At 48.5% G+C, this 24047-nt stretch carries 22 protein-coding genes; 8 read left to right on the forward strand and 14 right to left on the reverse strand.

The genetic code is table 11. The features are described from left to right. Nucleotides 1-38: 38 nt before the first annotated feature. From A6049_RS19410 to A6049_RS19440, 7 genes are all read right to left on the reverse strand, one after another. Entirely contained in the window at nucleotides 39-1199 is a 1161-nt protein-coding gene (locus A6049_RS19410) for a YhgE/Pip domain-containing protein (protein ID WP_063566248.1), read from the reverse strand. Between the two features lie 338 nt (nucleotides 1200-1537). After that, complete coding sequence (locus A6049_RS19415) at nucleotides 1538-4069, reverse strand: heavy metal translocating P-type ATPase (protein ID WP_095206161.1); 2532 nt, start codon at nucleotides 4067-4069, stop codon at nucleotides 1538-1540. Between the two features lie 161 nt (nucleotides 4070-4230). Then, nucleotides 4231-4431, reverse strand: a complete 201-nt coding sequence (locus A6049_RS19420; protein WP_053779829.1) for a copper ion binding protein — start codon at nucleotides 4429-4431, stop codon at nucleotides 4231-4233. Between the two features lie 48 nt (nucleotides 4432-4479). Further along, nucleotides 4480-4881 carry a metal-sensitive transcriptional regulator gene (locus tag A6049_RS19425; protein ID WP_082935409.1) on the reverse strand — a complete coding sequence of 134 codons (402 nt, stop codon included), beginning with the start codon at nucleotides 4879-4881 and terminating at the stop codon, nucleotides 4480-4482. A 156-nt stretch (nucleotides 4882-5037) separates the two neighbouring features. Then, nucleotides 5038-5520 (reverse strand): GNAT family N-acetyltransferase, encoded by a 483-nt coding sequence (locus A6049_RS19430; protein WP_063566249.1) that lies wholly within the window; start codon nucleotides 5518-5520, stop codon nucleotides 5038-5040. A 149-nt stretch (nucleotides 5521-5669) separates the two neighbouring features. After that, on the reverse strand, nucleotides 5670-5852 hold the full coding sequence (locus A6049_RS19435; protein ID WP_063566250.1) for a hypothetical protein: 183 nt from the start codon (nucleotides 5850-5852) through the stop codon (nucleotides 5670-5672). Between the two features lie 124 nt (nucleotides 5853-5976). Then, a complete protein-coding gene (locus A6049_RS19440; protein ID WP_063566251.1) occupies nucleotides 5977-6867 on the reverse strand; it encodes a DMT family transporter in 891 nt (296 codons plus the stop codon). A gap of 210 nt (nucleotides 6868-7077) precedes the next feature. Here A6049_RS19440 and A6049_RS19445 point away from each other — a divergent pair, with 210 nt between their 5' ends. Then, nucleotides 7078-7965 (forward strand): LysR family transcriptional regulator, encoded by an 888-nt coding sequence (locus A6049_RS19445; RefSeq protein ID WP_063566312.1) that lies wholly within the window; start codon nucleotides 7078-7080, stop codon nucleotides 7963-7965. 185 nt (nucleotides 7966-8150) lie between these two features. Here A6049_RS19445 and A6049_RS19450 read toward each other — a convergent pair whose 3' ends face one another. From A6049_RS19450 to A6049_RS19475, 6 genes are all read right to left on the reverse strand, one after another. Then, entirely contained in the window at nucleotides 8151-8909 is a 759-nt protein-coding gene (locus A6049_RS19450; RefSeq protein WP_063566252.1) for a nucleoside phosphorylase, read from the reverse strand. A gap of 1 nt (nucleotide 8910) precedes the next feature. Continuing rightward, nucleotides 8911-9582, reverse strand: a complete 672-nt coding sequence (locus A6049_RS19455; RefSeq protein ID WP_063566253.1) for a sulfite oxidase-like oxidoreductase — start codon at nucleotides 9580-9582, stop codon at nucleotides 8911-8913. 46 nt (nucleotides 9583-9628) lie between these two features. Further along, nucleotides 9629-10552 carry an ABC transporter permease gene (locus A6049_RS19460; protein WP_024632282.1) on the reverse strand — a complete coding sequence of 308 codons (924 nt, stop codon included), beginning with the start codon at nucleotides 10550-10552 and terminating at the stop codon, nucleotides 9629-9631. After that, nucleotides 10536-11603, reverse strand: coding sequence for an ABC transporter permease (locus A6049_RS19465; protein WP_063566254.1), 1068 nt, complete (start codon nucleotides 11601-11603; stop codon nucleotides 10536-10538). Before A6049_RS19465 ends, A6049_RS19460 begins: the two co-directional genes overlap by 17 nt. Further along, nucleotides 11600-13099 (reverse strand): ABC transporter ATP-binding protein, encoded by a 1500-nt coding sequence (locus A6049_RS19470; protein WP_063566255.1) that lies wholly within the window; start codon nucleotides 13097-13099, stop codon nucleotides 11600-11602. Before A6049_RS19470 ends, A6049_RS19465 begins: the two co-directional genes overlap by 4 nt. Nucleotides 13100-13203: 104 nt before the next feature. Then, nucleotides 13204-14235, reverse strand: a complete 1032-nt coding sequence (locus tag A6049_RS19475) for a BMP family lipoprotein (RefSeq protein ID WP_063566256.1) — start codon at nucleotides 14233-14235, stop codon at nucleotides 13204-13206. A gap of 277 nt (nucleotides 14236-14512) precedes the next feature. On the opposite strand from A6049_RS19475, the gene A6049_RS19480 reads away from it, so the two are divergent. From A6049_RS19480 to A6049_RS19490, 3 genes are all read left to right on the forward strand, one after another. Beyond that, nucleotides 14513-15955: a hypothetical protein gene (locus tag A6049_RS19480; protein ID WP_063566257.1), complete on the forward strand. Its 1443-nt coding sequence runs from the start codon at nucleotides 14513-14515 to the stop codon at nucleotides 15953-15955. 239 nt (nucleotides 15956-16194) lie between these two features. Then, nucleotides 16195-16827, forward strand: a complete 633-nt coding sequence (locus tag A6049_RS19485) for a DUF5317 domain-containing protein (RefSeq protein WP_063566258.1) — start codon at nucleotides 16195-16197, stop codon at nucleotides 16825-16827. Nucleotides 16828-17081: 254 nt separating this feature from the next. Continuing rightward, on the forward strand, nucleotides 17082-18914 hold the full coding sequence (locus A6049_RS19490; RefSeq protein WP_063566259.1) for a bifunctional diguanylate cyclase/phosphohydrolase: 1833 nt from the start codon (nucleotides 17082-17084) through the stop codon (nucleotides 18912-18914). Nucleotides 18915-19042: 128 nt separating this feature from the next. On the opposite strand, the gene A6049_RS33630 is transcribed toward A6049_RS19490, so the two are convergent. Further along, entirely contained in the window at nucleotides 19043-19210 is a 168-nt protein-coding gene (locus A6049_RS33630; protein WP_162842449.1) for a hypothetical protein, read from the reverse strand. A gap of 302 nt (nucleotides 19211-19512) precedes the next feature. Between A6049_RS33630 and A6049_RS19495 the strand changes: the two genes are divergently transcribed. The 4 genes from A6049_RS19495 (at nucleotide 19513) to A6049_RS19510 (ending at nucleotide 23890) form a co-directional block, all read left to right on the forward strand. Then, on the forward strand, nucleotides 19513-20343 hold the full coding sequence (locus A6049_RS19495; protein ID WP_063566260.1) for a sensor histidine kinase: 831 nt from the start codon (nucleotides 19513-19515) through the stop codon (nucleotides 20341-20343). A 1-nt stretch (nucleotide 20344) separates the two neighbouring features. After that, nucleotides 20345-21001, forward strand: coding sequence for a response regulator (locus tag A6049_RS19500; RefSeq protein ID WP_063566261.1), 657 nt, complete (start codon nucleotides 20345-20347; stop codon nucleotides 20999-21001). Between the two features lie 180 nt (nucleotides 21002-21181). Next, a complete protein-coding gene (locus A6049_RS19505; protein ID WP_161490615.1) occupies nucleotides 21182-22876 on the forward strand; it encodes a copper resistance CopC/CopD family protein in 1695 nt (564 codons plus the stop codon). Between the two features lie 243 nt (nucleotides 22877-23119). Continuing rightward, the gene (locus A6049_RS19510) at nucleotides 23120-23890 is read left to right on the forward strand and encodes a YcnI family copper-binding membrane protein (RefSeq protein ID WP_240321490.1); all 771 of its coding nucleotides are present in this window, start codon (nucleotides 23120-23122) and stop codon (nucleotides 23888-23890) included. The last annotated feature ends 157 nt before the right edge of the window (nucleotides 23891-24047 follow it).

Below are 24047 nucleotides of genomic sequence, written 5' to 3' on the forward strand. Positions count from 1 at the left end.
TGATCATATCCTATGAAGAACAACCATGATGACTGGAATTAGCTGTTCATTTGAGCCGGGCTTGGTGCCCCAGCTGGCATGCGTTGTTTTTTCAACAACGTCACCACCAGGGAGAGGGCTACAGCAACCAGCAATACAATGGTAATTGAGCCAGCCGCGGATTGAACTCCAGGTCCACCCAGTTGAGCGCTCAGAACACCTTGAACGGCATATGTGGCAGGCAGATACTGACCAATACCACTGTAGAAACTGTTCAGCAATTCACGTGGCACCATTGCACCGGAAGATACCAGTTGCAGCGACAGTGAAATGATGTTGAACAAACTTCCCGCTGGTCCAAAGCAGATCAGGAAGAACTGGGAGAAGAACATGAACGTGCAGAGGAACAACGCCTGGAACAACCAGAATGCGATAAATCCTTGCTCGATCTGTCCGCCCAGCGACACGATCAGTGATGATCCCAGCAGGGAAACCACAAGAGCAGACCCCAGATTAATGACTACTCTGGCGCCAAACAAAGTCCAGCGGGAGTGAGTAGCCGACAGCATACCCATCGCTGTCTGCAGGTTCATACCCATAATCATGGCTCCCACATAAGAAGCGAGTACCATCATCATCGGCACCATCTGATTGTTCATACCGTTAACCGAATTAATGGAAGTGGTTGTACCTTCCACTCGTGTAGTCAGGTTGGCAGCAGCTTCAGCTGCCTGATCTGCAGGCGCTCCAGAAGCCGTCAACACAGCTTGCACACCTTGAGCGGTTGCTTGCTTGTTAATCGTGTTCGTCACGCTCTGCGATACACCTTGCATCATGCTTTTGATCGTAACCGGGTTCGCCTCGTTAATGGTGTACTTGATTTCGGCAGTGGAACCGGCTGTCTGAATCAGCTCGTTAAACCCTGCAGGAATATTCAGCACCATATGAATCTTGCGATGATTTAACTGGTCAAGTGCTTCGGCAGCACTCAGATTCGTTACGGTATGAAAAGGAAGCGTCTCAGCCATACGATCTGCGATCCCCTTGGACTGCTCTCCATCCTCATTGACAACGGCAACCGTCAATTCATTCATCCGGTCATTCACTCCGGAATATGCTGTCATCCAGATCACGCTGAAGATCACTTGGAACATAAGTGCCGTCACGATCCCCACAATTACTGGCGGTTTTTTCAACAATATACGTAAAGCCTGCAACATAAATGATGTCCTCCATTACTCATTAGTTCGAATTTGATGTAAACGATTGTTTGAATCAAACGATCGTTTTAAATTTTAAGTCTATATGTCTATATTGTCAATCTATTTCTGAAAGGTTCAGAAAGATAAAGATGTGTTTCGCAAACAATGTATTCCATTTCATAAGAGGACATCACTTCACATGCTCACCTTCTAATAACAAGGTAAGGACCATTCCCTTAGCATATTTCAAACACCTTTCCTCAACAAAAAAAGCACGGTCCGCCGTAGCGGACCGCACCCTATGCTTACTTTTGAGCATAATAGAAAGTTGAATCACGTCCCTCAATGGACATCAGTCATTGCTTTTCAGTTTTCAGTTTCATTCGTTGCAGACGCAGCGAATTCAGTACAACTGACACGGAGCTGAACGCCATGGCCGCACCTGCTAACCAAGGAGCCAGGAAGCCCACTGCTGCAATTGGAATACCAATCACGTTATAGCCAAGTGCCCAGAACAGGTTCTGCTTGATATTGCCCATCGTGCGCCGGCTCATCTCGATTGCATCTGCAATACTGTTCAGATCGCCGCGCATTAGCGTAATATCCGCTGCTTCCATCGCTACATCGGTTCCGGTTCCGATGGCCATACCAATATCGGCTGTAGCAAGGGCCGGAGCATCGTTGATACCATCTCCAACCATCGCTACCTTGAGGCCACTCTCCTGAAGTTTTTTCACTTCTGCCGCTTTACCCTCTGGCAGTACCTCAGCCAGAACTTTATTAATTCCGGCTTGCTCCGCTACAGCGCGTGCTGTCCGCTCATTGTCTCCCGTAATCATGATGACATCAATTCCCATAGCATGAAGCCGCTGAATGGCTTCCCGTGAAGTTTCCTTGATGGTATCCGCCACCGCAACAACCCCAGCCCATTGACCGTCCACGGCGACCAGCATCGCTGTGCGTCCTTGTTCCTCAAGGTTATTCATCTGTTGCATCGTTTCCTCGGAGACATTCACCTTCGCATCCGTAAGCAGTCGGCGTGTCCCGACCAGGATTTCTTGTCCCTGAACCCGAGCTCGCACACCATATCCCGGTATGTTCTCGAATTGCTCTGACTGGACCAGTTCCAGACCTTTACCTCGGATTCCTTCTACAATCGCCTCAGCCAATGGATGCTCCGAACTCTGCTCTGCTGCTCCCACCCGTTGCAGCAGGTCTGCTTCCGTCCATTCTGGAGCCGTCACCACATCCGTAAGCACGGGCTTGCCTTGGGTAACTGTACCTGTTTTGTCCAGTACAACGGTTTGGATCTGCTGTGCCGATTCCAGATGTTCGCCGCCTTTGAACAACACACCATATTCCGCCGCACGCCCTGATCCAGCCATAATGGACGTTGGAGTTGCGAGTCCAAGCGCACAAGGACAGGCTATGACAAGTACAGCAATCGCCTTCTCCAGCGAACCGGCAAAGTCACCGGGACTGGCGAAAAAATACCAGATCAGGAACGTGACTGCCGCGATGCCTACAACAATCGGAACAAAGATACCTGAGATCACATCGGCAATCCGCTGAATAGGGGCCTTGGAACCCTGCGCTTGTTCAACCACTTTAATAATTTGGGATAACGCCGTGTCCGAGCCCACGCGGGTCGCACGCAGTCTTAATACTCCATTTTTATTCAACGTAGCACCTGTAACGGCGTCCCCTGGTTTTTTATCCACGGGCAGGCTCTCTCCGCTTAACATGGATTCGTCGACAGAAGACTGCCCCTCCTCCACGACGCCATCGACAGGAATGCTATCTCCGGGTTTTACCAGAACGAGATCACCTACCACGACATACGCAGACGGTACAATAACCTCCTGTCCATCACGAATCACTCTGGCTTCACGCGGAGCCAGTTCGATGAGGCTCTTGATTGCCTGAGAGGAACGCCCCTTGGCTACGGCCTCAAACCATTTTCCCAATAGGATCAACGTAATCAGAATGGCACTCGTCTCATAATAAAGCTCCACGGTTGGCATGGCTGCTGTAGCCATTCCCGTCCCACCATGATCCATCATGGTCGAAGCTGCATTGCCACTGGTCAGGGTCAGATACAGACTGTAGAAGAAAGCCGCACTTGTACCCAAAGCAACCAGTACATCCATATTGGCACTGCCATTACGGAGCGCTTTATAGGCTCCCACATAGAATTGCCATCCAATCACAAACTGTACTGGCGTTGCCAACACCAGTTGGAACCATGGGTTCATGAACAGATCCGGTACCCAGATCCACGAGGTGAATGAGAAGTGACCCACCATGGCCCAAAGCAGTGGCAAAGATAACAGGGCGGAGATCATCCATTTCCACTTTTTACGCTGTAATTCACGCTCACGCACTGATTGGGTATCTTCCTGTGTCTTCTGCAACTCTGCTCCATAACCGAGCTGTTTGATCTTCGCCGTAATATCGGTTGCCTTCAGTACTCCTGCTGCAAATTCCACATGTCCCGTTTCCAGCGCCAGGTTCACGTTTGCACGGGATACACCCGGCAACCGGGAAAGACCTTTTTCGATTCGAGTAGAACAAGCAGCACAGGTCATGCCTGTAATGTCCAGATCCACGGATTCCGTTACTGTACCATAGCCAAGCGCCTCCACCTTATCCCGCAAAGCATTGATGTTCGTTGTCTTCGGATCATAGGATACCGTTGCTTGTTCTATAGCGAGGTTAACATTCGCCTGATTGACCCCTTCCATTCGGGACAAACCCTTCTCAATCCGGGTAGAGCAGGCAGCACAGGTCATGCCTGTAATTTGCAGTGTTGTCTGCAATCCCGCTGCTTCCTGTGAAGGTACGGGTTCTGATACTGTTGCGTTTTCCGTTGTTGATGACTTATCCATGTTGTTAGCTCCTTTCTCTATGAAATATCCCTACACATTCAATACCCCCAAGGGGTATATAAAAGACAGAAAATCAGGCTTAAACAATGAACTCATTTAATGGAAAAGACCTGTTGAATTCCTTTCCATGCAAAGGGAAGTTCAGTTTAAGCCTGCGATGATTAGACTACGTCATACCCTTGATCTTCGATGGCTGCCTTGATCTGATCCACATTGACTTTTTGCTCGTCATATTCAACTGCGACAGTTCCTGCTGCCAGATCAACCTGACCATTCGCTCCCGCATTCTTCACAGCTTCTTCAACCGATTTCACACAGTGATTGCAAGACATTCCTGTAACGTTCAACGTAATATTAGACATGGGTAGTTCCTCCTTAGAAATATAAATGATGAGTTCATTCAAAAATAATTACTTCATTAACTTTCTTACCGTTACCAACAATTCATCCACAACCTCATGCTCTCCGGCCTGAATGCGCTCAACGATGCAGCTCTTCATGTGGCCTTCCAGCAATAGCTTGCCTACTGAATTAAGAGCGGACTGAGCAGCCGCGATCTGTGTCAGTACATCATCACAATAGGTATCCTTCTCGATCAATCCCTTGATCCCGCGAATCTGTCCTTCAACACGGTTCAAGCGGGAAATCAGGTTGCCCTTCATCTCTTGGGAGTGATGGCTCTTGCGCACATGCTTTCCATCACTGCCTGACGTATGACATGAATTGGCTTGCTGATCATCGGTCTGTGAGACTTCGTTCACCTCTGTTACGGATGACTCCAAAGGTTCCTTGGGATGGCTCTGATGTTCCATCGCGAACACCCCTTTTCTTTCGTTCTGTAATAAGAGTAACATACCCCATGGGGGTATGCAAGACTATTTCTTTATTTTACTCCAAATGGATGTATTCCATGCTTCCTACGACTGCACTAATGCACCAGACATCTCATCAGTCTTCGTACAGGCACATTATAGTATGTATTCCATTCTGCTGCTGCGTACAGCCAGACCCATCTGCTCATAGAAAGCTTGAGCACCAGTATTAAATGTAGACACGGTCAGTTCAACACTGTCGACCTGCATTTTTTTGCCAAGTTGGATTAACTCCTGCATCAACAGTTTGCCTGTCCCATGTCCACGATGTTTGCTACCAACGATGATCTCATGGATATATAACATCTTTCGATCCTTTAACAAATCCACATTCTGAATAACATTCAACTGCGCGCTCGCAAATCCAACAATCTCACCCTGTTCCAGCAATTCCGCAACATAGAGATAACGATGATCCGTTTCCAGTAGTTCTTCATATTCCTTATGACTCATTCTCGTCTGCAGCTCTCTGTATACGTCTGGCCTGGCCTCCACATGCAAGTGATGAAGTTCATCCATTAAGGCAGATACTCCCGTGTAATTTCCGATGACAGCCCTTCTAATGTTAATCTCACTCATCTTCACATTCTCCTCTCACAAACGTTTCCCATGATTATACAATAAGACATCAGGAAGATGATGCTCCGTAACGTGCTTACCCATTCTGATATAAAAAAGCAGATACCTTCTACGGTACCCGCTTCTTTTAAAGCTATATCTGGTTCCTCTTATTCTTTGGATGATTTACCTTCATCAAATGCTACAGGTGACGGTTTGGCAGACCATTCGTCCGCTTGCGGCTCAATATCCACACCGCTCAAAATTTTCTTTTTCTCCATCAAGGAATCCCCGTCTTCATCCAGTTTGTTGCGAATTGCAGCCTCATCCTGAGGTTGATTGTTCTGTGTCATGCTGGAGTCCTCCTCTTCGTAATCATGGTGATGTTCCTATATATAACTTACCCATTTTTTGCATTGTCATTCGGAATGTATACAAGGTTCAACAACCACTTGAAGAAAGTTCACCATAATAACTTTATATTTTCGCCACTTTACTGCCTTTCACTTTAACATTCACAAGCAGGATGCTGGCAATAATCATAACCAGACCTGCGATCAGATTGACCGTAACCGACTCTCCGAGGAACAGCACACTGCATAACAGGGCGATCAGCGGAATCAGGAACGTAAACGATCCTACTTTGCTGGCTTCGCCGGAGCTAACCAGTTTGAAGAACGCGAGCCAGCCCATTGCAATGACAAACACCGAAATAAACAGCGTATCCAGTATAAAAGGAAGCACCCACTGCACATCAGCCCAGCTCTCTGTGACCGTACCTGTCAACGTCAGAACAACTCCGCCGATCAAAATCGGAATGGCTGTCATCCAGATTCCATCGACCTTCATTGAATTTCGCTTCATATATACGGTCCCGATCGCCCAGCTAATTGCACTGAACAGCCCAAGCATAACCCCTTCAGGGGATACTTTGCCTGTCATGCCACCAATACTGATCGTAGCCACCCCTGCAAAACCGATCACCAATCCGGCAATCTTCAGTCCATACATGGACTCACCCAGCCACAACCATGCCCCGATTCCGAGCAGCACAGGCTGTAGGAACACAATGGATGAAAATAATCCTGCTGGCACTTCCGTCAGCCCCACGGTCTGAAAACCGTAGAAGAAGATGATGTTAAGCACCGCAGATATGGCATAAATATGCCAGGTTTGCTTCAGTCGCAGCGTTTTGTAGCGGGGAAAAGCATACAGCCCCAGCACCAGACCCCCAATTAACAGGCGCATGCCTGCGAATATGAGCGGCGGTGTGAAATTTAATGCGTATTTGGTCAGGGGCCAGTTTACTCCCCACATGAGTACCAGAAAAGCCAGGACCCAGCCTGCTTTTGCACGTGATAAAGCCATATGTTTATTCTCCTATCCGGCACACATCTACAGGCGCAGTTTAATCAATCGTACACATTATCCTGCGCTCTTTCTGTGCCTGCAAACCATTTGGAATCCGATCCAGATCCGTTTTACATTCGTTCTTTGATCGTTCCGTGTCTTCATGATACAATAATGATCGAAATAATTGAAATGCATGTTAATCATAAGGAGCATACCATATTCGTTATGAACAACTCACAGTTGCAGTTATTTGTGAAAATTGCAGAGACGGGAAGTTTCACCCGTGCAGGCCAGGAACTGAATATGACACAGCCCGCAGTCAGTCGGGCCATCTCTTCGCTAGAGAATGAACTGGATGTCACTCTAATCATACGGGATCGTAGGAACGGCATCGTGCTTACGGATGTGGGACAGCGAATTCTGGTTATTTTCCGCCGCATTTTACAGCAATTTGATAAGGTACAGCAGGTCGTTGCCGCCGAAAAAGGGTTGGAGATTGGTACGATTCGTATTGGCTCTTTCCCAATGTCATCCGCCCATCTGCTGCCAAAAATCATCCGCTCGATTCGGGACCGCTATCCTCAGATTCAGTTTGAGCTGCACGAGGGGAACATCCTTGAAATTCAGGAGTGGCTAAGCTCACGCGCCATTGATGTAGCTCTCATTATTGCCACAGATAAAGAACCAGTAGATGTGTCTTATGAGACGCTTCCACTCTATAGCGAGGAGATGCTCGCGGTGTTTCGGGACGATGAACCTTTTGCGAATCAGGAAATTCTGCCGGTACAAATGCTGGACAAACACCCCATGATTATTTGCAAAGGCGGCTATGAGGTACCGATTGTTGATCTGTTCAATCGAGCAGATGCAGAATTACATTTCGGATTTGTCGTGTATAACGTAAACACTTGCCTTAGCATGATCGAGCAGGGACTCGGGACCGCCATGCTGCCTGCGATCTCACTATCCTGGCTGCCTCCGGGTGTCAAAGCACTCCCCACAGAGCCGAAAGCCTACCGCAATATTGAGATTGCCGTTCCTTCACTTGTTGATGCTTCTCCCGCATCCCGGTTATTTATTGAGACGGCACAGCAATTGTTCGGACAACGCTAACGAATCGATTGCACCTTCCAATCTAACGCCAGTCGCTTCTATCTCAAACTCAAAAGGGCGCCCCTTAGTCATGTTCATGACCTTATGGGACGCCCTTTTATATTATCCACCTCAGATGGACATCATTTGCGCGTTTAGCTTTTTACCAGCAATAGTACTACAAAATACCCTGATGATCTCAGCTTTTACGCCTGATCCTGACGAGCCAGTGCAGCCAGTGCACGCAGTGCCGCTTCGATCTCCCGCTCAACTGCATCAGCTACCGCATTTGTATGCGGATCATACTCGGCTGCCAGGTCGCTGTCTGCGAAACCGTCGATAGCGACAATAGCTCCGGCACGAGCGCCGCGTAGTGTGCTGACGATGTAAAGTGCGGCAATTTCCATCTCAGCGGCAAGAGCACCCGCCTGCTTGTACTTGCGATGAGGAATCTCTTCAACGCCTGTGAAGAATGCATCCAGCGTAACGGTAATGCCCACGCCAACTTTACCCGCACTTGAAGCTTTCGCTGCACTTGCATGCTCACGAGTTGCCTCGATTAACGCTTGTGTAACACCAAGGTCCGCTACCGCAGGGAAACCATCTGGTACCAGCTGACGTGTCAGCCCGTCCGTACGCACAGCGGCCGTGCTGACGATTACGCTGCCCGCTGGATAATCCGTTGTGTACGAGCCCGCTGTACCTGCACGAATCAGGGTCGTTACCCCTGCCCGGATCAGTTCTTCGAAGCAGACAGCTGCTCCTGGTGAACCTACGCCATGGCTGACCACGGCCATTTGTACACCTTCATACAATCCTACAAACGTGCGATACTCCCGGCTGAACGCCAGTTCTCTCGCCTGCTCCAGCTTGCGGGAAATTTTCTCCGCACGTGCCGGATCACCACAGACAATGGCATATGCAGGCATATCTTCGGAATGAATTTGCAAAATAGGCATCAACATCTTAATCAAACTCCTTCTTCGTCCATTCGTCTTCCGGAATCGGAATATCTTCACCAGAGAAGCGCTGCTCCTTGAACGGATCGGCAAAATGATGGAAACCATTGACTTCCCAGAAGCCATTGCGATCTTCTTTCATGAATTCCAGACCCCGTATCCACTTCGCACTCTTCCAGAAGTAGAGTTGTGGAACAACCAAGCGCAGCGGATAACCGTGCTTTGGTGTGAGCGGCTCACCGTTAAATTTAAAAGCAAGCAATACATCATCATGCATTAGTTCTTCGAACGGAACATTCGTTTCATAATCATGATCCGCGTGGATCATAACATATTTTGCTTCCGGTTTGACGCCAAGTAGCTTGATGAAATCCGAGAACCGTATGCCTTCCCATGGTGTATCAAACTTCGACCAGCGGGTAACACAATGAATATCGCTCACCGTGTTCACTTGAGGCATCCCCTGAAGCTCGGCGAAGGAGAACACCTTCTCCTCTTCAACTTCACCGAATACCTTCAAATCCCAGGTGGAAAGGTCGTATTCCGGCACTTCACCTTCATGCAGAATCGGGAATTTCTCGGTCAGTACCTGCCCCGGTGGCAGTCGGTCTCCGTGCTCAGCACCCGCTTTGGGTGCCGGGCTTTTCGTTTTTTTCAGACGTTCAGCCTTATTATGCAAGCGTGATTCCTCCTTCTTTATATGCTTCCAGCATAACATTCAGGATTTAACGCGAGCTTCCGCCCGCTTTCAGTGCGTCTTGTGCATAAGTACGGTCCTTGAAGAAGAACATCGCCACCAGTGTCACAATATACGGCAGCATCATGGTAAAGTGAGTTGGCAACGCGAAGCCCTGTAGTCGGATACTAAGAGCTTCCATGAACCCAAACAGCACACTGGACCCCATAACGCCGAGCGGATTCGCTTGACCCAACATGGTCGCTACCAATGCGATGAAGCCGCGACCTGCGGTCATGCCCTCGGTAAACATCGTAACCTGACCGAGCGATAACTGTGCACCCGCCAAGGCGCACAATACGCCGCACATCAGAACTGCACCATATTGAATACCGCGCACCTTGATGCCGATACTTTGTGCCGCTACCGGGTTCTCACCCACGGAACGAAGACGGAAACCGGAGACACTTTTGAACAGATAAAACTGCAAGGCAATTACGATAATAATCCCGAGATACACGAGCGGGCTATGCCCTGAGATAACATCGCCTACCCACGGAATGTCCTTAATAAGAGGAATGTCCCATTTGGGGAGTCCCACCATATCCTTGTCATAGTAAGCACCTTTTACATCAAAAATCGCCCGCAGCGCAAAAGTCGTCAGTCCTGTGGCCAGAAAGTTAAGCGAGATCCCGACCACAATGGCGTTGGCCTTCAGATTAATACTGATAAAGGCAAATAGCGCAGAGAACAACATGACGATCACAATAGAAAATATTACAGCCAACAGTACATTGCCGAACAGATAGTTACCGACAATAGCGGAGAAAGCACCGATCAGTACGAGTCCTTCCAGACCCACGTTGAACAGACCGACACGAGAGCATAAAGCCCCACCGAGCGCTGCAAGCAGGATCGGCGTCATAATCCGCAAGGTAGAGCCAAACATGGCTGCATCAAACAGTTGTTGCATTGGACTTTTTCTCCTTTCTCCGCTTCAGGAATGAATATCCGATCTGAGCCGATACAAATAACGTCAATACTGCTTGGATGACACTACCGACTTCCAGCGGCACATCCGTATTCCGTTCCATCCCCATAGCACCTGTCTGCAACGCTGCAAGCAGGATTGCCGCCACAGCTGTTCCTAGCGGATGCGAGCGGGCAAGCAAGGTCGCCATAATGCCGCTCCATGCATAACTTGCCGATGACAACGATCCATCAAGGAAACGATACTGTGTCCCTAGCACTTCCCCTGCACCCGCAAGACCTGCAAGTCCACCACTGATGATCATGGACAGCATCATCATGCGAATGCGTCGCACGCCACCATACGTTGCAAACGAAGGATTGCTTCCCAACATGCGAATCTCATAACCAGTTACCGTCTTGTGTGTGAACCAGTAGATGAGAATCGCCGCCACAATAGCAATGATGAATCCAGCATGCAGTCCCATACCCTGGAACAGCTTCGGCAGCCAGACACTCTGATCAATCATTGGCGTCTGGGCCATTGCCGCTGATCCTGTACGGTCTTTAAACGGGTAGGATACCATGTATCCTCCAAAATAAATCGCAATATAGTTGAGCAGCAGTGTTGTGATCAACAGATTCATGCCAAAGCGGGCATCCAGCCAACCTGCAAACAGCGACCAGACCCCACCGGCGATGATCCCCGCCACAATGGCTGCAATACAGACAAACCAGCCTGGACCCGGCAGGTAGAGCGCCGTCAGCGCTGCACTAAGTCCGCCCAGAACCATCTGTCCTTCTGCACCCATGTTGAAAAATCCGGCGCGGAATGCCAGTGCTACGCCCAGCCCCGCAAGAATAATGGGCGTCGAACGTGCCAGTGTGTTAGTGAAGAAGTAGAAGTTGCCGAAGGCCCCTTTCCACATCTCCGCATACGTATCCACCACGGAACCGCCAACGATCAGAATGGCTACAGCACCTGCCAGCAAACCGATGAATACGGCAAGCAGCGGCTGTATGAGTCCGCGAAGTGTTTCTTTTACCCGATTCATATCCGCTCTTTCCCTCCTGCCATCAACAAGCTGATCTGTTCTTCTGTTGCTTCATCTGCCTTCAGTTCCCCGGCAATTCCGCCTTCATACATGACAATGATTCGATCCGATAATTGCAAAATCTCAGACAATTCCGAGGAAACGAGCAGAATACCAGCACCCTCATTCCGTTTGCGCAGCAATTCAGCGTGGATGGTCTCCATCGCTCCGATGTCTACACCCCGCGTAGGTTCAGCCGCAATCAGAAACGGCGTATCCTGGGCAAACTCACGCGCAGCAATCAACTTCTGCAAGTTACCGCCAGATAGGAACTGCGCCTTCGTTTCCGCAGAACCGGTTTTGATGCTGAACTGCTTGATCCAGTTCTCCACCATGGTCCGTGCTGCCTTCGCTTTAATGATACCGCGTGATTGAAGCCGGTGATGGTGGCCCATCAGTCCATTTTCACGAACGCTCGCATCCTTCGCCGCTCCCCACATATAACGGTCTTCCGGGATATGGGCAAGTCCATGCTCCCGAATGCGCCGCACCGGCCAATTGGTTGTATCCTGTCCTGACAGCAGGACGCGGCCGCTATCTGCCTTGCGTAGACCCGCAATAATCTGGATCAATTCAGACTGGCCGTTGCCGGAAATACCCGCGATTCCAACGACCTCACCTTTCCGAACTTGCAAATGGATATCCTTGAGTGCAGAACGGTCCTCTGCCCCTGACAAGTTTACCGCTTCCACCTGAAGCACAGCTTCTCCCGGAACGGATGGCTGCTTGTCCATGCGAACCAGCTCACGGCCTACCATCAGGCGGGACAGTTCCTCTACATTCGTGTCTTTTGCTTCCAATGTACCTGTCACCTGACCATCACGAAGAACCGTGATCCGGTCTGCCACATCCATAACTTCCTGCAGCTTGTGCGTGATCAATACAAAGGTTTTGCCCAACTTGGCAAGGGATTTCATATTCGCGAGTAGTTCTTTCACTTCCAGCGGTGTCAGTACCGCTGATGGTTCATCCAATATAATGATGTCCGCGCCCTGATGCAGCACCTTGAGAATTTCAACACGCTGCTGCATGCCCAGAGGGCATTCAAATACTTTTTTCCACGGATCAACTGGCATGCCATACGTTCTGCCCAATTCATTCACCTGGGCCGCCGCCTGTTTGCGATCAAATACCCCTGCCGCAGAAGGTTCACGGCCAATCACGATGTTCTCGGCAACCGTAAAGGAAGGAAACAGCATGAAATGCTGATGCACCATGCCGATACCACTTGCCATGGCCTGAGACGGAGTTGCGAAGCTGACCTCGCGTCCACGAACTTTGATTGTGCCTGATGTCGGTTGCTCCATTCCATACAACATACGCATCAGGGTTGTCTTACCAGCGCCGTTCTCACCCACGAGGGCATGAATCTCTCCTTCTCGCAAATTAAAACGGATGTCCCGGTTAGCGGTGAAGCCGCCGTATTTCTTCGTAATCTGCTCCATCTCCAACAGCATATCTCGCGTTCTCTCCTCTCGGTCTAAAATAGCAGCAAAACCGGCTGCCTGATCGGGCAGCCGGCTGATCAACTCAATTACTCAATCCTATGAAACAAACAATACTACTGTTGCAATGGATCTTTCACAACGATTTTGCCGGATACGATATCATCCTTGATTGCTTTAACCTTGTCGATAACTTCTTGTCCAACAAAAGCATTCAATGGAGTCTCACTATCACGTGTTACGTAAGTCAGGCCTACGCCATCTTCTTTCAAGCCATAGTTGACAGCGCCCGCCTTGAAGTTTCCTTCAACGAAGTCTTTCACCGTCTGGTAAGAAACTGTATCAGTCGACTTTAATTGAGACAGTACGATATGTTCCGGATCTTCAACGGTACGGTCCGTATCCTGACCGGAAGTATAGAAGCCTTTTTCTTTCGCGGCTTCGAACACGCCCAGATCCCCTACAGCGGATGCTGCGGCAATGAAGTCAGCACCTTTGCCGAATTGAACCAACGCAAGCTCTTTTGCTTTGGCCGGGTCGTTAAATCCACCAACGTAGTTCACAAAGAATTCCGCTTTCGGGTTAACCGATTCCAGACCAGCTTTGAAACCTTCTGTATATTTCTTGATCAATGGAACATCCATCGCGGCAATCATACCGACTTTGTCTGTTTTCGTAGACAGTCCGGCAGCTGCACCAAGCAGGTATGCTCCTTCATATTCATGGAAACCAACGCTACGTACGTTCGGTAGATCCACCGTTGTGTCTACAACGGCAAAGGACTTGTCCGGATTTTCGGCAGCCACTTTCTTCAGTGCATCTTCTGCCTGGAATGTCGCTGTAATGATCAGATCATAGTTCTCAGCAACTGCAGCACGCAGGTTTTGCTCAAATGCTGCCGGGTCAGTCGATTCAATCGTTTTGGTATCTACCTTGAATTCCTCGCCTGCTTTTTTGAAACCTTCATCCATCTGTACGAAGAACGGGTTTACCCCGATTTTTTCAGGAAGTACAAGCGCCATGCGCAGTGATTTTTCACTGTCGCTACCTTGGGCCGATTGTTCGTCTTTGGAAGCAGAATTTCCACAAGCCGCCAGCAATATAGCCAACATGATGATCGATAAGACGAACGATAAACCTCTTTTCATTTTGAAAATTCCCCTTTTCACTATTCTTTTTTTATAATCCTAGCGGATACTGTCGATCCTTGTCAATAAATCTTTGAGCGTATACACTAAATGGAATATAATAGTTGATTTGCCTTCGACAGAGCCTCCGAAGCCTCTCTATACCAAGGTTTTTTCCGTTGACATCCAGAGCTGCTCCATGCTAAAGTCAATCCAATTATTATATTCAGATAGGATTTGTCAGAATTATAACGCAATCTTATTTATTTTCCAACCCTATTTTGAGGAGGCTATTCATTTGAAAAAAATCACCCAGATCACACTGGCCGCTCTGCTCGCCGCTCCGGTTACACTCGGCAGCCTCAGCTTGCCCGCTTCGGTATCCGCAGCATCCGCCACTCCCGCCGGACAAACGACCTCACAGGCTGTTAAAGGACCGGCAGCACAAGCTCCTTCAGTTTATACCGAGAGTGCAGCTGATTACGCCCAATTCCTGCAAGCTAAATACAATATCCAATTGCCGAAACAGTTAACGAAGGGTGACTTCATCAAGGCGATTGCTACCATTCTTGAAGCCGATCAAGCTGCTCCTGCTACAGATGAAGCAAGTGACAGTGAAGTTAAGGCGCCATCCTTTACTGATCTGAAATCGAATGATTCAGCTTATAAAGCTGCCGTTTCCTTATATAACAATGGTATCCTATCCGGTACGGAAGTTCGTGCCAATGACAAACTGAGCACTTATGCTGCTGTCTTCATCGCAGTCAAAGCAGCCGGATTCAAAGAACTGGCCTATACATATCCTGAAGACAAAACAGCAAAGGCACTTGCAAAACTGGGCATTAGCCCAAGCCGCGTGCAGGGACAAGCCGCGCAGGAACTGGCCGCTGCCATCGATACAGGTCTAATTCCGGAAAGTCTGTACCCCGCTCTCCGTAAGGGTGGCGAAGCGAGTTCCGATTTTGCCAACATTTTGCTTGGACGGGTATTGACCAGTCAGGGTAAATATAAAAATGAAATTGGCCGTTCCGGCGACGCTGACATTTACTCCAAATTGTACGCTGCCTATCGCACTGCTGATTTAATAGAAGCACCAGAGCTTCGGACCATTGTGGATCAAGCTCTGCGGAATGATCTCGTCACAGGTTACAATCTTAAGGATAGTCGCTTTAATTCCAACTTCATCGATGAACTGACTTTAACTTACGGACATGATGATATTAAACATGCGGTGCAGTTAATTGGACTGTTGCGCAGTGAAGGCATCGATGCTGATGTACAGTTCCAGCCGAAGACATCTGCCTTCATCTATTTGAAGGAATGGGGAGAGCCCAAAGAAACACCGGATTACAAAGTAACCCAGATCGAGAATGGCAACTACATCGCCTACGCCAAAGAATATGACATTCAGTTCGAGTTCAATAACACAGCGGACAAAGCCCGTTTCAACGACATTATATTGAAGTATGCCAAAAAGAATAGCGATGACACCTCTGCCTTAATCCATGCTTCCTGGTGGCAGCCGCTGTATTATTCGCCGACTGCTCTGGCGGAATATCCGGTCATTGCTAACAATAAAATTTCACTTGGCAACTATTACGCACAATCCTTCTCCCTTAAGGAGAATTCCAAGGCAATTCAGGAAGGATTCCGTAAGCTCGCCCCTGATGCGGATATTTCCAGTTACACCTTCTGGGTTGACCACCCGTTCTTCAATTATCTCAACGGGGAATCGGAATAAATCGAACATATGCTAGGTGCATTAAAGCTCGCATTTTGACATAATATAAAGCCGTCTTTACCGAACTTTTCAATGGATTCGACCCATTGGTTCGTAAAGGCGGTTTTTTGTTTATTTTTTTGCAAATTTCTTCTCAAAAAAATATTTTCCATTGAAGGATTTACCAGTAAAAGGTCGAATAACATAGATACACAAACACGCAATCACATTTACACATATCTGTAAGACAGGAGTTAATCATGGTATACGACGGCATTCTGCTAGGCTTGATCGTTGGACTGTTCCGGGGAGGATTTCGGTATGGTCTCCACCAGTTTGCAGCACTCAAGCTGCGAGGCGGATGGATATTCCCGCTGTTGCTGCTGGCCCAGTTCTTCATCTTTTTCTTGCAGGAAAGGCTTGATTGGGTTGCATCCATCAACGGGTACCTGTTTGCTGCCGTTTATGTCACAGGTCTAGCATTTTTGTGGCTTAATCGACATTACAAAGGTTTTACGTTGATCTGGATCGGTGTCTTTCTCAATTTCATCGTCATGGCAGTGAACGGTGGGCGTATGCCGGTTTCCGTGGACGCCTCTGCTGTTCTTGGGCCCTATTATGTAGATATGCTGCGCGAAGGCGGGGCGGTATCAAAGCACTATATGATGGATGCTTCCACACATCTTTCATTCCTAGGTGATATCATCCCGCTGTCCAGCCCTTATCCGCGGACCCAGGTGATCAGCATCGGCGATGTGGTCATGAACATTGGCATATTCCTGTTTATCCAGTACATGATGGTGAATCGAACCGGAGAAGCTTTGCAGCCAGTGAGTTCCATCAGGCCTGAAGACATTCGGACAGACTCCAAGGAAGGGAGGTCTTTTCCATGAAAAAATTCGAAGGCATTAAATATTCCCGTCTCGTCATCAACGCAATCATCGTAGCTTCTGTCGTTGTTGCATTGACTTCGGGATACAAGCTGGGCGGCTAGTACATATACTTCGCCAACCAAGACAAACAGGCTGCCAGCGGCCTGTTTTTTCTTTCTGGATTTTTGGGAGGTAACTTGTTATGTTATACATCAATATAGTACAAGCCGATATATTCACATCAAGAGCAGACTAAACCAAGCAGGAGAATTTTTATGAACTTTATTCGTAACCTTATCCATAAAGCAGATCGGAGCAGCATGTATGTCGTCTTGCTTAGCTGTACCGGCATCGGTATTTTTCTGTATATGAACAAGTGGTCTTATCTCCATCTATCCTCTGACGAATGGGTAATGGTATACACGATGCTTGGTGCGGCGCTGATTTTGGATTATTTCACGTTTCAAATTCCACCCAAAGGCAATCAGCAATCCATGGACTCTTCCGTGTACCTCGCCTCTATCTTCATGTTTGGTGGTGCATTCAGTCTGTCTGTACTGCTGCCTGTTTCCCTCATTCTGTTAATCAAGGATCGCAAACTCACCTGGTGGAAACATATCGTCAATTTCAGCATTTACAGCCTCATGATTGCTGGAGCGGCTTATGTATTTACTTGGACTGGAGGAATTCCGGGAGCACTGGATGGATATAACTTGCTGCCCTATTTTGCGGCACTTGCAGCCTACTTCATCATCAATACAATCACGCTTGGCCTGTTTTTTCATTTCTCAACAAAGGATGCATTACAGCAGATGAAGCGTGTGTTTGTTACCGAATCGCTGCTCGTCTATTTATGTACATTGATTTTGGCGCTCGTGCTGACCATTCTCGTTGTGCATAACGGCGTTCTCGGCCTGCTGCTCTACCTCAGTCTTAGCATTCTGCTATCACATGCGTTCAAACAGCTGTTTGTGATGTATCAGAGTATTGAGGAAAAGGCGAATACGGATCAACGCACAGGTTTGTTTAACCACAGTCATTTTGAAAGTATGCTGGAGACCGAGCTTGGTAACGCCCGTTCTCAGGGAACCCCGCTTTCACTGGGACTCATCGATATTGATGATTTCAAAAAGTATAACGACCGCTTCGGTCATCTCCAGGGTGACAGCCTGCTGGCTCTTCTCGGAGATTTCCTCAGTCGGAAGACGGAAGGCACTTCGGTCACCGCCTTTCGTTATGGCGGAGAAGAGTTCACCCTGCTCATGCCAGGCATGGATCTGGACGAGGCTTATGCTTTCATGAACAAGCTGCGCAAGCAGCTGAACGACACACCTTTTGAAGGGGTTGAAGTGTTTCCGCACGGTTGTCTCTCGTTCTCCGCAGGTGTTGCACGTTATGAAGTCGATATGTATAACAAGTCACAACTTGTGGATCAGGCGGATAAAGCGCTGTATTATGCCAAAAAGCAAGGCAAAAACAATGTGCATCGCCACGGTAGTAATGATGGCATGGAGCAAGAGATTGATCTGGTGCAGGATGTGCGCGACATTGAGCAACAGCTCAACTTGTTCAGGTATAAGGATATGGATACATTCAAACATTCCAAACGCGTATATAAGTATGCTCTCGATATAAGTGAGTTGCTGGAACTCGATAATGTGGAGAAGCGGAATTTTGTACTGGGCGCACTGATTCATGACATTGGAAAGCTCGAAATTCCATGGTCCATCTTGAATAAGAAAGAAAAGCTTACCGCTGAAGAATGGGAAACGATCAAGGGCCATGTCACCTGGGGCAAAAAAATGGCCATGACGAACGAGCGTTTTGCCGATCTCATTCCCTATATTGAATTGCATCATGAACGATATGACGGGGCAGGCTACCCTTATGGTCTGAAAGGCTGTGAGATTCCACGGTTGTGCCGGATGCTCACGGTGATTGATTCCTTTGACGCAATGACGACAGAGCGACCGTATCAGGAAACGAAAAATGTCGATGAAGCAATCAAGGAACTACAGATGTGCTCCGGTTCTCAGTTTGATCCCGAGCTAGCCGAGCTGTTCATCCGATATATTCAGAAACGAACGGTGCAGCAACAACTTGTGTAACACCCACAGAATTCCCCCTTACAAAGCCAAAAGCGCTACCCCCGGCCTAATCGGGGATAGCGCCATTTTCATGTTCATCATGGAATGAATCATGCACGAGATTACTTCATTCTTGTGCAGATTCTGCGTTATCGAGTGGTATTCATCTCATGTGAAGTCTGATGCAGCTCTTTAATCATCTGCTGCAAAAACATGTTATCCTGACGACTGATTCCGTGCTGATTGTCTTGAAGAAGCATTTGATGAATGTTCTTCTTGAGCAACTCGCTGCGACGTTCCAATACCTCTTGATTCATGTTGTTGCGTTCACTCCTTAACATCTTTTGTAATGAATTTCTGTTCTATATAAGTATAGAGGACCTTCTCCAATAGGGAAAATGGATACAGCCCCGCTCATCTGTACTCACCAAGGCTCACCCTGCGTGACATAATTTCACCCCATGTTGTTCTTAGATATCCTTCTAAATGCTCCCTTATCCACCCGAGGTTCCCCCGAAGAAAGCCAGACTAGGGTCTGAAGCAAGCATGCGTTATAATGGTGCCAGCCCTTGAAACGGATACATATAAATGGACCTTATCTCAAAGGAGTTCTGTATTCATGTCATACAAACAGATTAAATGGATGATTCTACTGGTCCCCACATTCACGGTTGGTCTCTGGGAATACATCCGTCACCAATTCCTAATGCCCTACCTTTCCATGGATGCGGGCAACTGGCTTACCCCACTTATCCTGTACCTCATAAGTGTCACCTTGCTAAGTCGCTTATTTAAGATGCTGGAAAGTGCCAGGGCTGCTCTGGAGCAGGAGCGTGCTTCCAAAGTGGCACTCGAAGCTCGGGATCAACTAGCCCGCGAGCTTCACGATGGTATCTCGCAGTCTCTTTTTCTCCTGTCGGTAAAAACAGACAAGGCCGAGCGAAGTTTGGCTGGAAGTGGTCACGAGAATGAAATTCAGGAAATACGCAAAACCGTACATGAGGTCAACGCTTACGTACGGCAGGCCATCGCCCAGCTCCGCTACGTCCCTGGACAAGCGGCAGTACCGGAGGGAACTTCCCTGTTGTCACAGTTAGAATTACTTATAGAGGAGACGGTTCCTTCGGCGCGTCTGGAATGGGATCTCGACAGCACCTTCTTCTCCCCAAAGGAGCAGGTAGAGCTGCTCGCCTGCATTCGGGAAGCACTGCTTAATGTACGTAAACATGCCCGGGCCACAGATATTCGGGTGATTGCAGAAGGAACCCCTTTTGTCTGGTCCATCTTCGTTCAAGATAATGGTGTTGGTGTGAGCGGGGATCCACTGCATCTGAAGGATCGGTACGGCTTACGAATTACGAAGGAACGTGCAGCTCAGATGGGCTGGTCTTTCGCTCTTGATTCAAGGCCAGGTTACACTCGAATAACCATTGGAAAGGGGCATGCTTAATATGGAACTTGTACGGGTATTGGTTGTCGATGATCACGCGCATGCGCGTGAGGCGATCTGCAGTATTTTATCCGAGGACAGCCTGTTTGAAGTTATTGGTACCGCTTCGACTGGACTAGAGGCGCTGGAGCTTACCGGGCAATGGATGCCCGATCTTATTCTGATGGACGTGCAGATGCCGGATATGGATGGGCTGGAAGCCACCCGCCAGATTAAACTGCGCTTTCCTTATGTCATTATCGTCATGGTTACTGTATCGGATGATGTCACGTACCTGTTCGAAGCGCTGAAGCAAGGGGCTCAAGGATATTTGCTCAAAAATCTATCTCCGTCCACTTGGCTTGAATACCTTCGCGCCATCGTCAGTGATGATGCACCCCTGAGCAAAGAACTTGCCTATCGAATCCTTCAGGAGTTCCCCGCACCTCGCACGGAAGATGTACCCGATAATCCGCTGACTACGCGGGAGCTTGAGATCCTGCAATGGGTATCTGCGGGATATACTAACCGTGAGATTGCCGACCAACTTGGCATTTCGGACCAAACAGTGAAGAATCACCTGAAGAATATTTTACAGAAACTGCATCTCGAAAATCGTGTGCAATTAACCCGCTATGCATTGGAAAGCGGACTGGCAGGCCGTAAGCTGCGTAAATAGCGGCACATTCATGTTTTTGTCACAATTCCATGGATCATTTCGTTTTTTTATAGCCCAATGTAGTCATACAGTGTTATTTTGGACAAAGTTATAATGGTATAGATTGTGCTCGGTTAACAAAGAATGACTTACAATTCTAGACCTAAGGGTGATGATTTTTTGATTTTGAGTAGGTTCACCATGAAATTGGGCAAACGGCACTGGGCACTTATGGTCGCCCTGATGTTATTGTGTTGCCTTGTTATGCCACAATGGGCATCCGCCCATGCTTATATTGTGCAGTCCTCACCAGGTGAAAATGAACTTGTTGCGACAGCACCTGAACGCCTGACTCTGGAGTTCAACGAGTCTCTACAGACGGCCTTTTTTGATATTAAAATCACCGGACCTGACGGAACACAGGCAGATGACGGCAATGTGCATGTCGACGAGAACCGTCCTCATATTCTGGAGACCGGACTGCGGACCGGACTTGGAAACGGAACCTACGCCGTGAATTGGAAGGCCGTGTCTGCTGATGGTCACCCCATTCAAGGGGCCTATGTGTTTCATATTGGGGAACCATCTGGCGCTCCTGCTGGTCTGGCTGATTTAACCTCAGGTACAGGCCAGGTTGGCGGACCGTTAAAATGGATTTTGTCGCTGACAGACTGGATTCAATATCTGGGGTTGTCTGTGATTCTGGGCACACTTGCTTTCCTGCTGTTCCGAATTGCACCAGCTTCCATGGCGAGAGAACCACTGGAAGTGCCAAGGAGCTACAAGTTGTTATGGATCAGTTATGGCGCCGCTTCTGTTGCCGCTCTGATCAGTCTGCCCCTGAACACGTTGTATGAATCAGGCGTTTCCATCGGAGAGTTCAGCTGGGCACTGATGGGTAGCGCACTCAAATTGACGTCATTTGGCCAGATCTGGATGGTACAGATGCTTATTGTGATGCTGCTGGCGGTTACCATCCTCTCCGGATATGACCGGGATCGCTCGCTGCGTATCCGTATCTGGTCATCATACGGATCACTGGTCCTCGTTCTTGGCTGGTTGTTCACCCATGCCATGACAGGACATCCAGCTGCAGCAGAACATCGCGCGCTCGCCATTGCAATGGACTTCGTTCATCTGATCGGAGCCGCTTTCTGGATCGGCGCTCTAACTGCCATGGCTGCGTGTCTGCCTCCGCTCGCGGATAAACTGCCTTCCACGGTGCGAGGTGAGGTCTACTGGACGGCGATCCGACGATTTACAGCTTGGGGCATCGGCGCTGTTGCTGCTCTCGTCGCTACGGGGATATACAGCAGCCTGATCATTTTGCCTGCACCTATCCTTACGTCTTTGTTCACAACGGCGTATGGTATCGTGCTTATCGCTAAAGTTGTCTTGCTTGTGGCGATGCTTCTATTGGCCTGGCGTCATGCCAGAATGGCACGTGCAAGCAGCGGCAACCGACTCGCTGGCAGCCTGAAGGCCGAACTGATTGCTGGAGCCGTCGTGCTTGCGTTGGCCGCCGTGCTGACACACTTGTCTCCCGGACAACCAGCAGCCGTAGGACCCTATAAAGAAGTGCAGACTAAGGATGACGGGACTACAATTACGCTTCAGGTAAGTCCCAATCGTACCGGAGAGAATCAGTTCAAGGTCGACGTGAAGAAACCGGACGGCAGTACAGTCAACGATCTGGAACAGATCACATTGTCACTGACCCACCTGGATATGGATATGGGCATTTACGAGATCACGATTCCGAAAAATGATACTGGCGTATACGAAGCAGAAGAATATATCTCCATGCCAGGACGCTGGAACATCAAGGTTCATCTGCTAACCCGATCTCTGGATTCACTGGATACTGAATTTGAGATCGACACCGCTAATCCGTAGGTATAGCCGATTAATGATTGGCCTTATATGTTCAACTAAACATTTACACAATAACGGAGAGGACAGAAAAAACCTGGAGAAGCGAAGCGTTCGCCTTTATCCCCGGATTTTCCCCTTTGAAGAAGAGGATCAAAAAATCTGGGGATAACAGCGATCAGAAGGTTGTTCTGTCATTGTAGTGGCTAGTGTAAATATTCTTTAGTTGAGCTTATATATTAGAAGAATTGAGAGGGGTAAATTATTTTGAAGAAAACATCATGGACTTCCAAACTGACATCCAGCCTCACGGCTGGAGCCGCTGCGCTGATGCTGTTCGCGGGATTCGCCAGCGCACACGTTACCGTTAACCCAACCGTAGCACAAACAGGTGCATGGCAGACGTATAGCATCAAGATTCCATCCGAAAAAGAGCTGACTACCACCAAAATCACACTGAAAGTACCGCAAGGCGTTGCATTCAAGCAATACCAACCACTGTCAGGCTGGAAAATCACTACCGAAAAAAATGATTCCAATGAAGTAACATCAATCACTTGGGAAGTAGACGGAGATAACGAAGGAATTCTGGCTGGTCAATTCCAGCAGTTCAACTTCGTAGCTCAGAATCCGGATGCCGAAACGGAAGTAGCTTGGGATGCATTCCAGTATTATAGCGATGGCAGCATCGTGGAATGGACAGGCGGACCAAGTGACAGCAACCCGCACAGTATCACGGCTATCAGCCAAGATCCTGCTGCTGAAGGTAATGCTGCTGCAGGCGGAGGTCATGATAGTGCAGGCACAGCCGGCAATGCTGGCCATGATGATAAAGCAGCAACGGGCGATGATAAGAAGGCAAACGACGATACCACACTGGGTGACGCGCTGAACGACACCGTTACTGGTGAGCCAAACAACACGGATTCAGACCCAGGCACATTGAAGCTGCAACAGGCAACACTGATCGTATCCATTCTGGCGTTGATCCTGTCCTTCCTGGGTATTGCTCTGGCAACACGCCGCAAAAAACGTTAAGAGTTAAGATACAGTCAGTCTTGTATGTAGACAAAAAAAGAAAGGAGCCTTTGGCATACGGGATCTTTCCCGATGTGCCGAGGCTCCTTTTTGATATCTGTATGCATACGCTAACTTCGATTTCAAAATCATGCTTACATTCACTGGTTAAGAGCAG

It is taken from the genome of Paenibacillus sp. O199 (assembly GCF_001636635.1).
Classification (GTDB): Bacteria; Bacillota; Bacilli; order Paenibacillales; family Paenibacillaceae; genus Paenibacillus; species Paenibacillus marchantiae.

Coding starts and splice junctions, on each gene's coding strand:
- A6049_RS19450 (WP_063566252.1), bottom strand. CDS start 8,909: ATGTTGATGCCTATTTTGCAAATTCATTCCGAAGATATGCCTGCATAT.
- A6049_RS33630 (WP_162842449.1), bottom strand. CDS start 19,210: ATGAATCAAGAGGTATTGGAACGTCGCAGCGAGTTGCTCAAGAAGAAC.
- A6049_RS19410 (WP_063566248.1), bottom strand. CDS start 1,199: ATGTTGCAGGCTTTACGTATATTGTTGAAAAAACCGCCAGTAATTGTG.
- A6049_RS19500 (WP_063566261.1), top strand. CDS start 20,345: ATGGAACTTGTACGGGTATTGGTTGTCGATGATCACGCGCATGCGCGT.
- A6049_RS19470 (WP_063566255.1), bottom strand. CDS start 13,099: ATGCTGTTGGAGATGGAGCAGATTACGAAGAAATACGGCGGCTTCACC.
- A6049_RS19475 (WP_063566256.1), bottom strand. CDS start 14,235: ATGAAAAGAGGTTTATCGTTCGTCTTATCGATCATCATGTTGGCTATA.
- A6049_RS19505 (WP_161490615.1), top strand. CDS start 21,182: ATGAAATTGGGCAAACGGCACTGGGCACTTATGGTCGCCCTGATGTTA.
- A6049_RS19440 (WP_063566251.1), bottom strand. CDS start 6,867: ATGGCTTTATCACGTGCAAAAGCAGGCTGGGTCCTGGCTTTTCTGGTA.
- A6049_RS19465 (WP_063566254.1), bottom strand. CDS start 11,603: ATGAATCGGGTAAAAGAAACACTTCGCGGACTCATACAGCCGCTGCTT.
- A6049_RS19420 (WP_053779829.1), bottom strand. CDS start 4,431: ATGTCTAATATTACGTTGAACGTTACAGGAATGTCTTGCAATCACTGT.
- A6049_RS19425 (WP_082935409.1), bottom strand. CDS start 4,881: ATGGAACATCAGAGCCATCCCAAGGAACCTTTGGAGTCATCCGTAACA.
- A6049_RS19445 (WP_063566312.1), top strand. CDS start 7,078: ATGAACAACTCACAGTTGCAGTTATTTGTGAAAATTGCAGAGACGGGA.
- A6049_RS19495 (WP_063566260.1), top strand. CDS start 19,513: ATGTCATACAAACAGATTAAATGGATGATTCTACTGGTCCCCACATTC.
- A6049_RS19485 (WP_063566258.1), top strand. CDS start 16,195: ATGGTATACGACGGCATTCTGCTAGGCTTGATCGTTGGACTGTTCCGG.
- A6049_RS19415 (WP_095206161.1), bottom strand. CDS start 4,069: ATGGATAAGTCATCAACAACGGAAAACGCAACAGTATCAGAACCCGTA.
- A6049_RS19460 (WP_024632282.1), bottom strand. CDS start 10,552: ATGCAACAACTGTTTGATGCAGCCATGTTTGGCTCTACCTTGCGGATT.
- A6049_RS19490 (WP_063566259.1), top strand. CDS start 17,082: ATGAACTTTATTCGTAACCTTATCCATAAAGCAGATCGGAGCAGCATG.
- A6049_RS19435 (WP_063566250.1), bottom strand. CDS start 5,852: ATGACACAGAACAATCAACCTCAGGATGAGGCTGCAATTCGCAACAAA.
- A6049_RS19430 (WP_063566249.1), bottom strand. CDS start 5,520: ATGAGTGAGATTAACATTAGAAGGGCTGTCATCGGAAATTACACGGGA.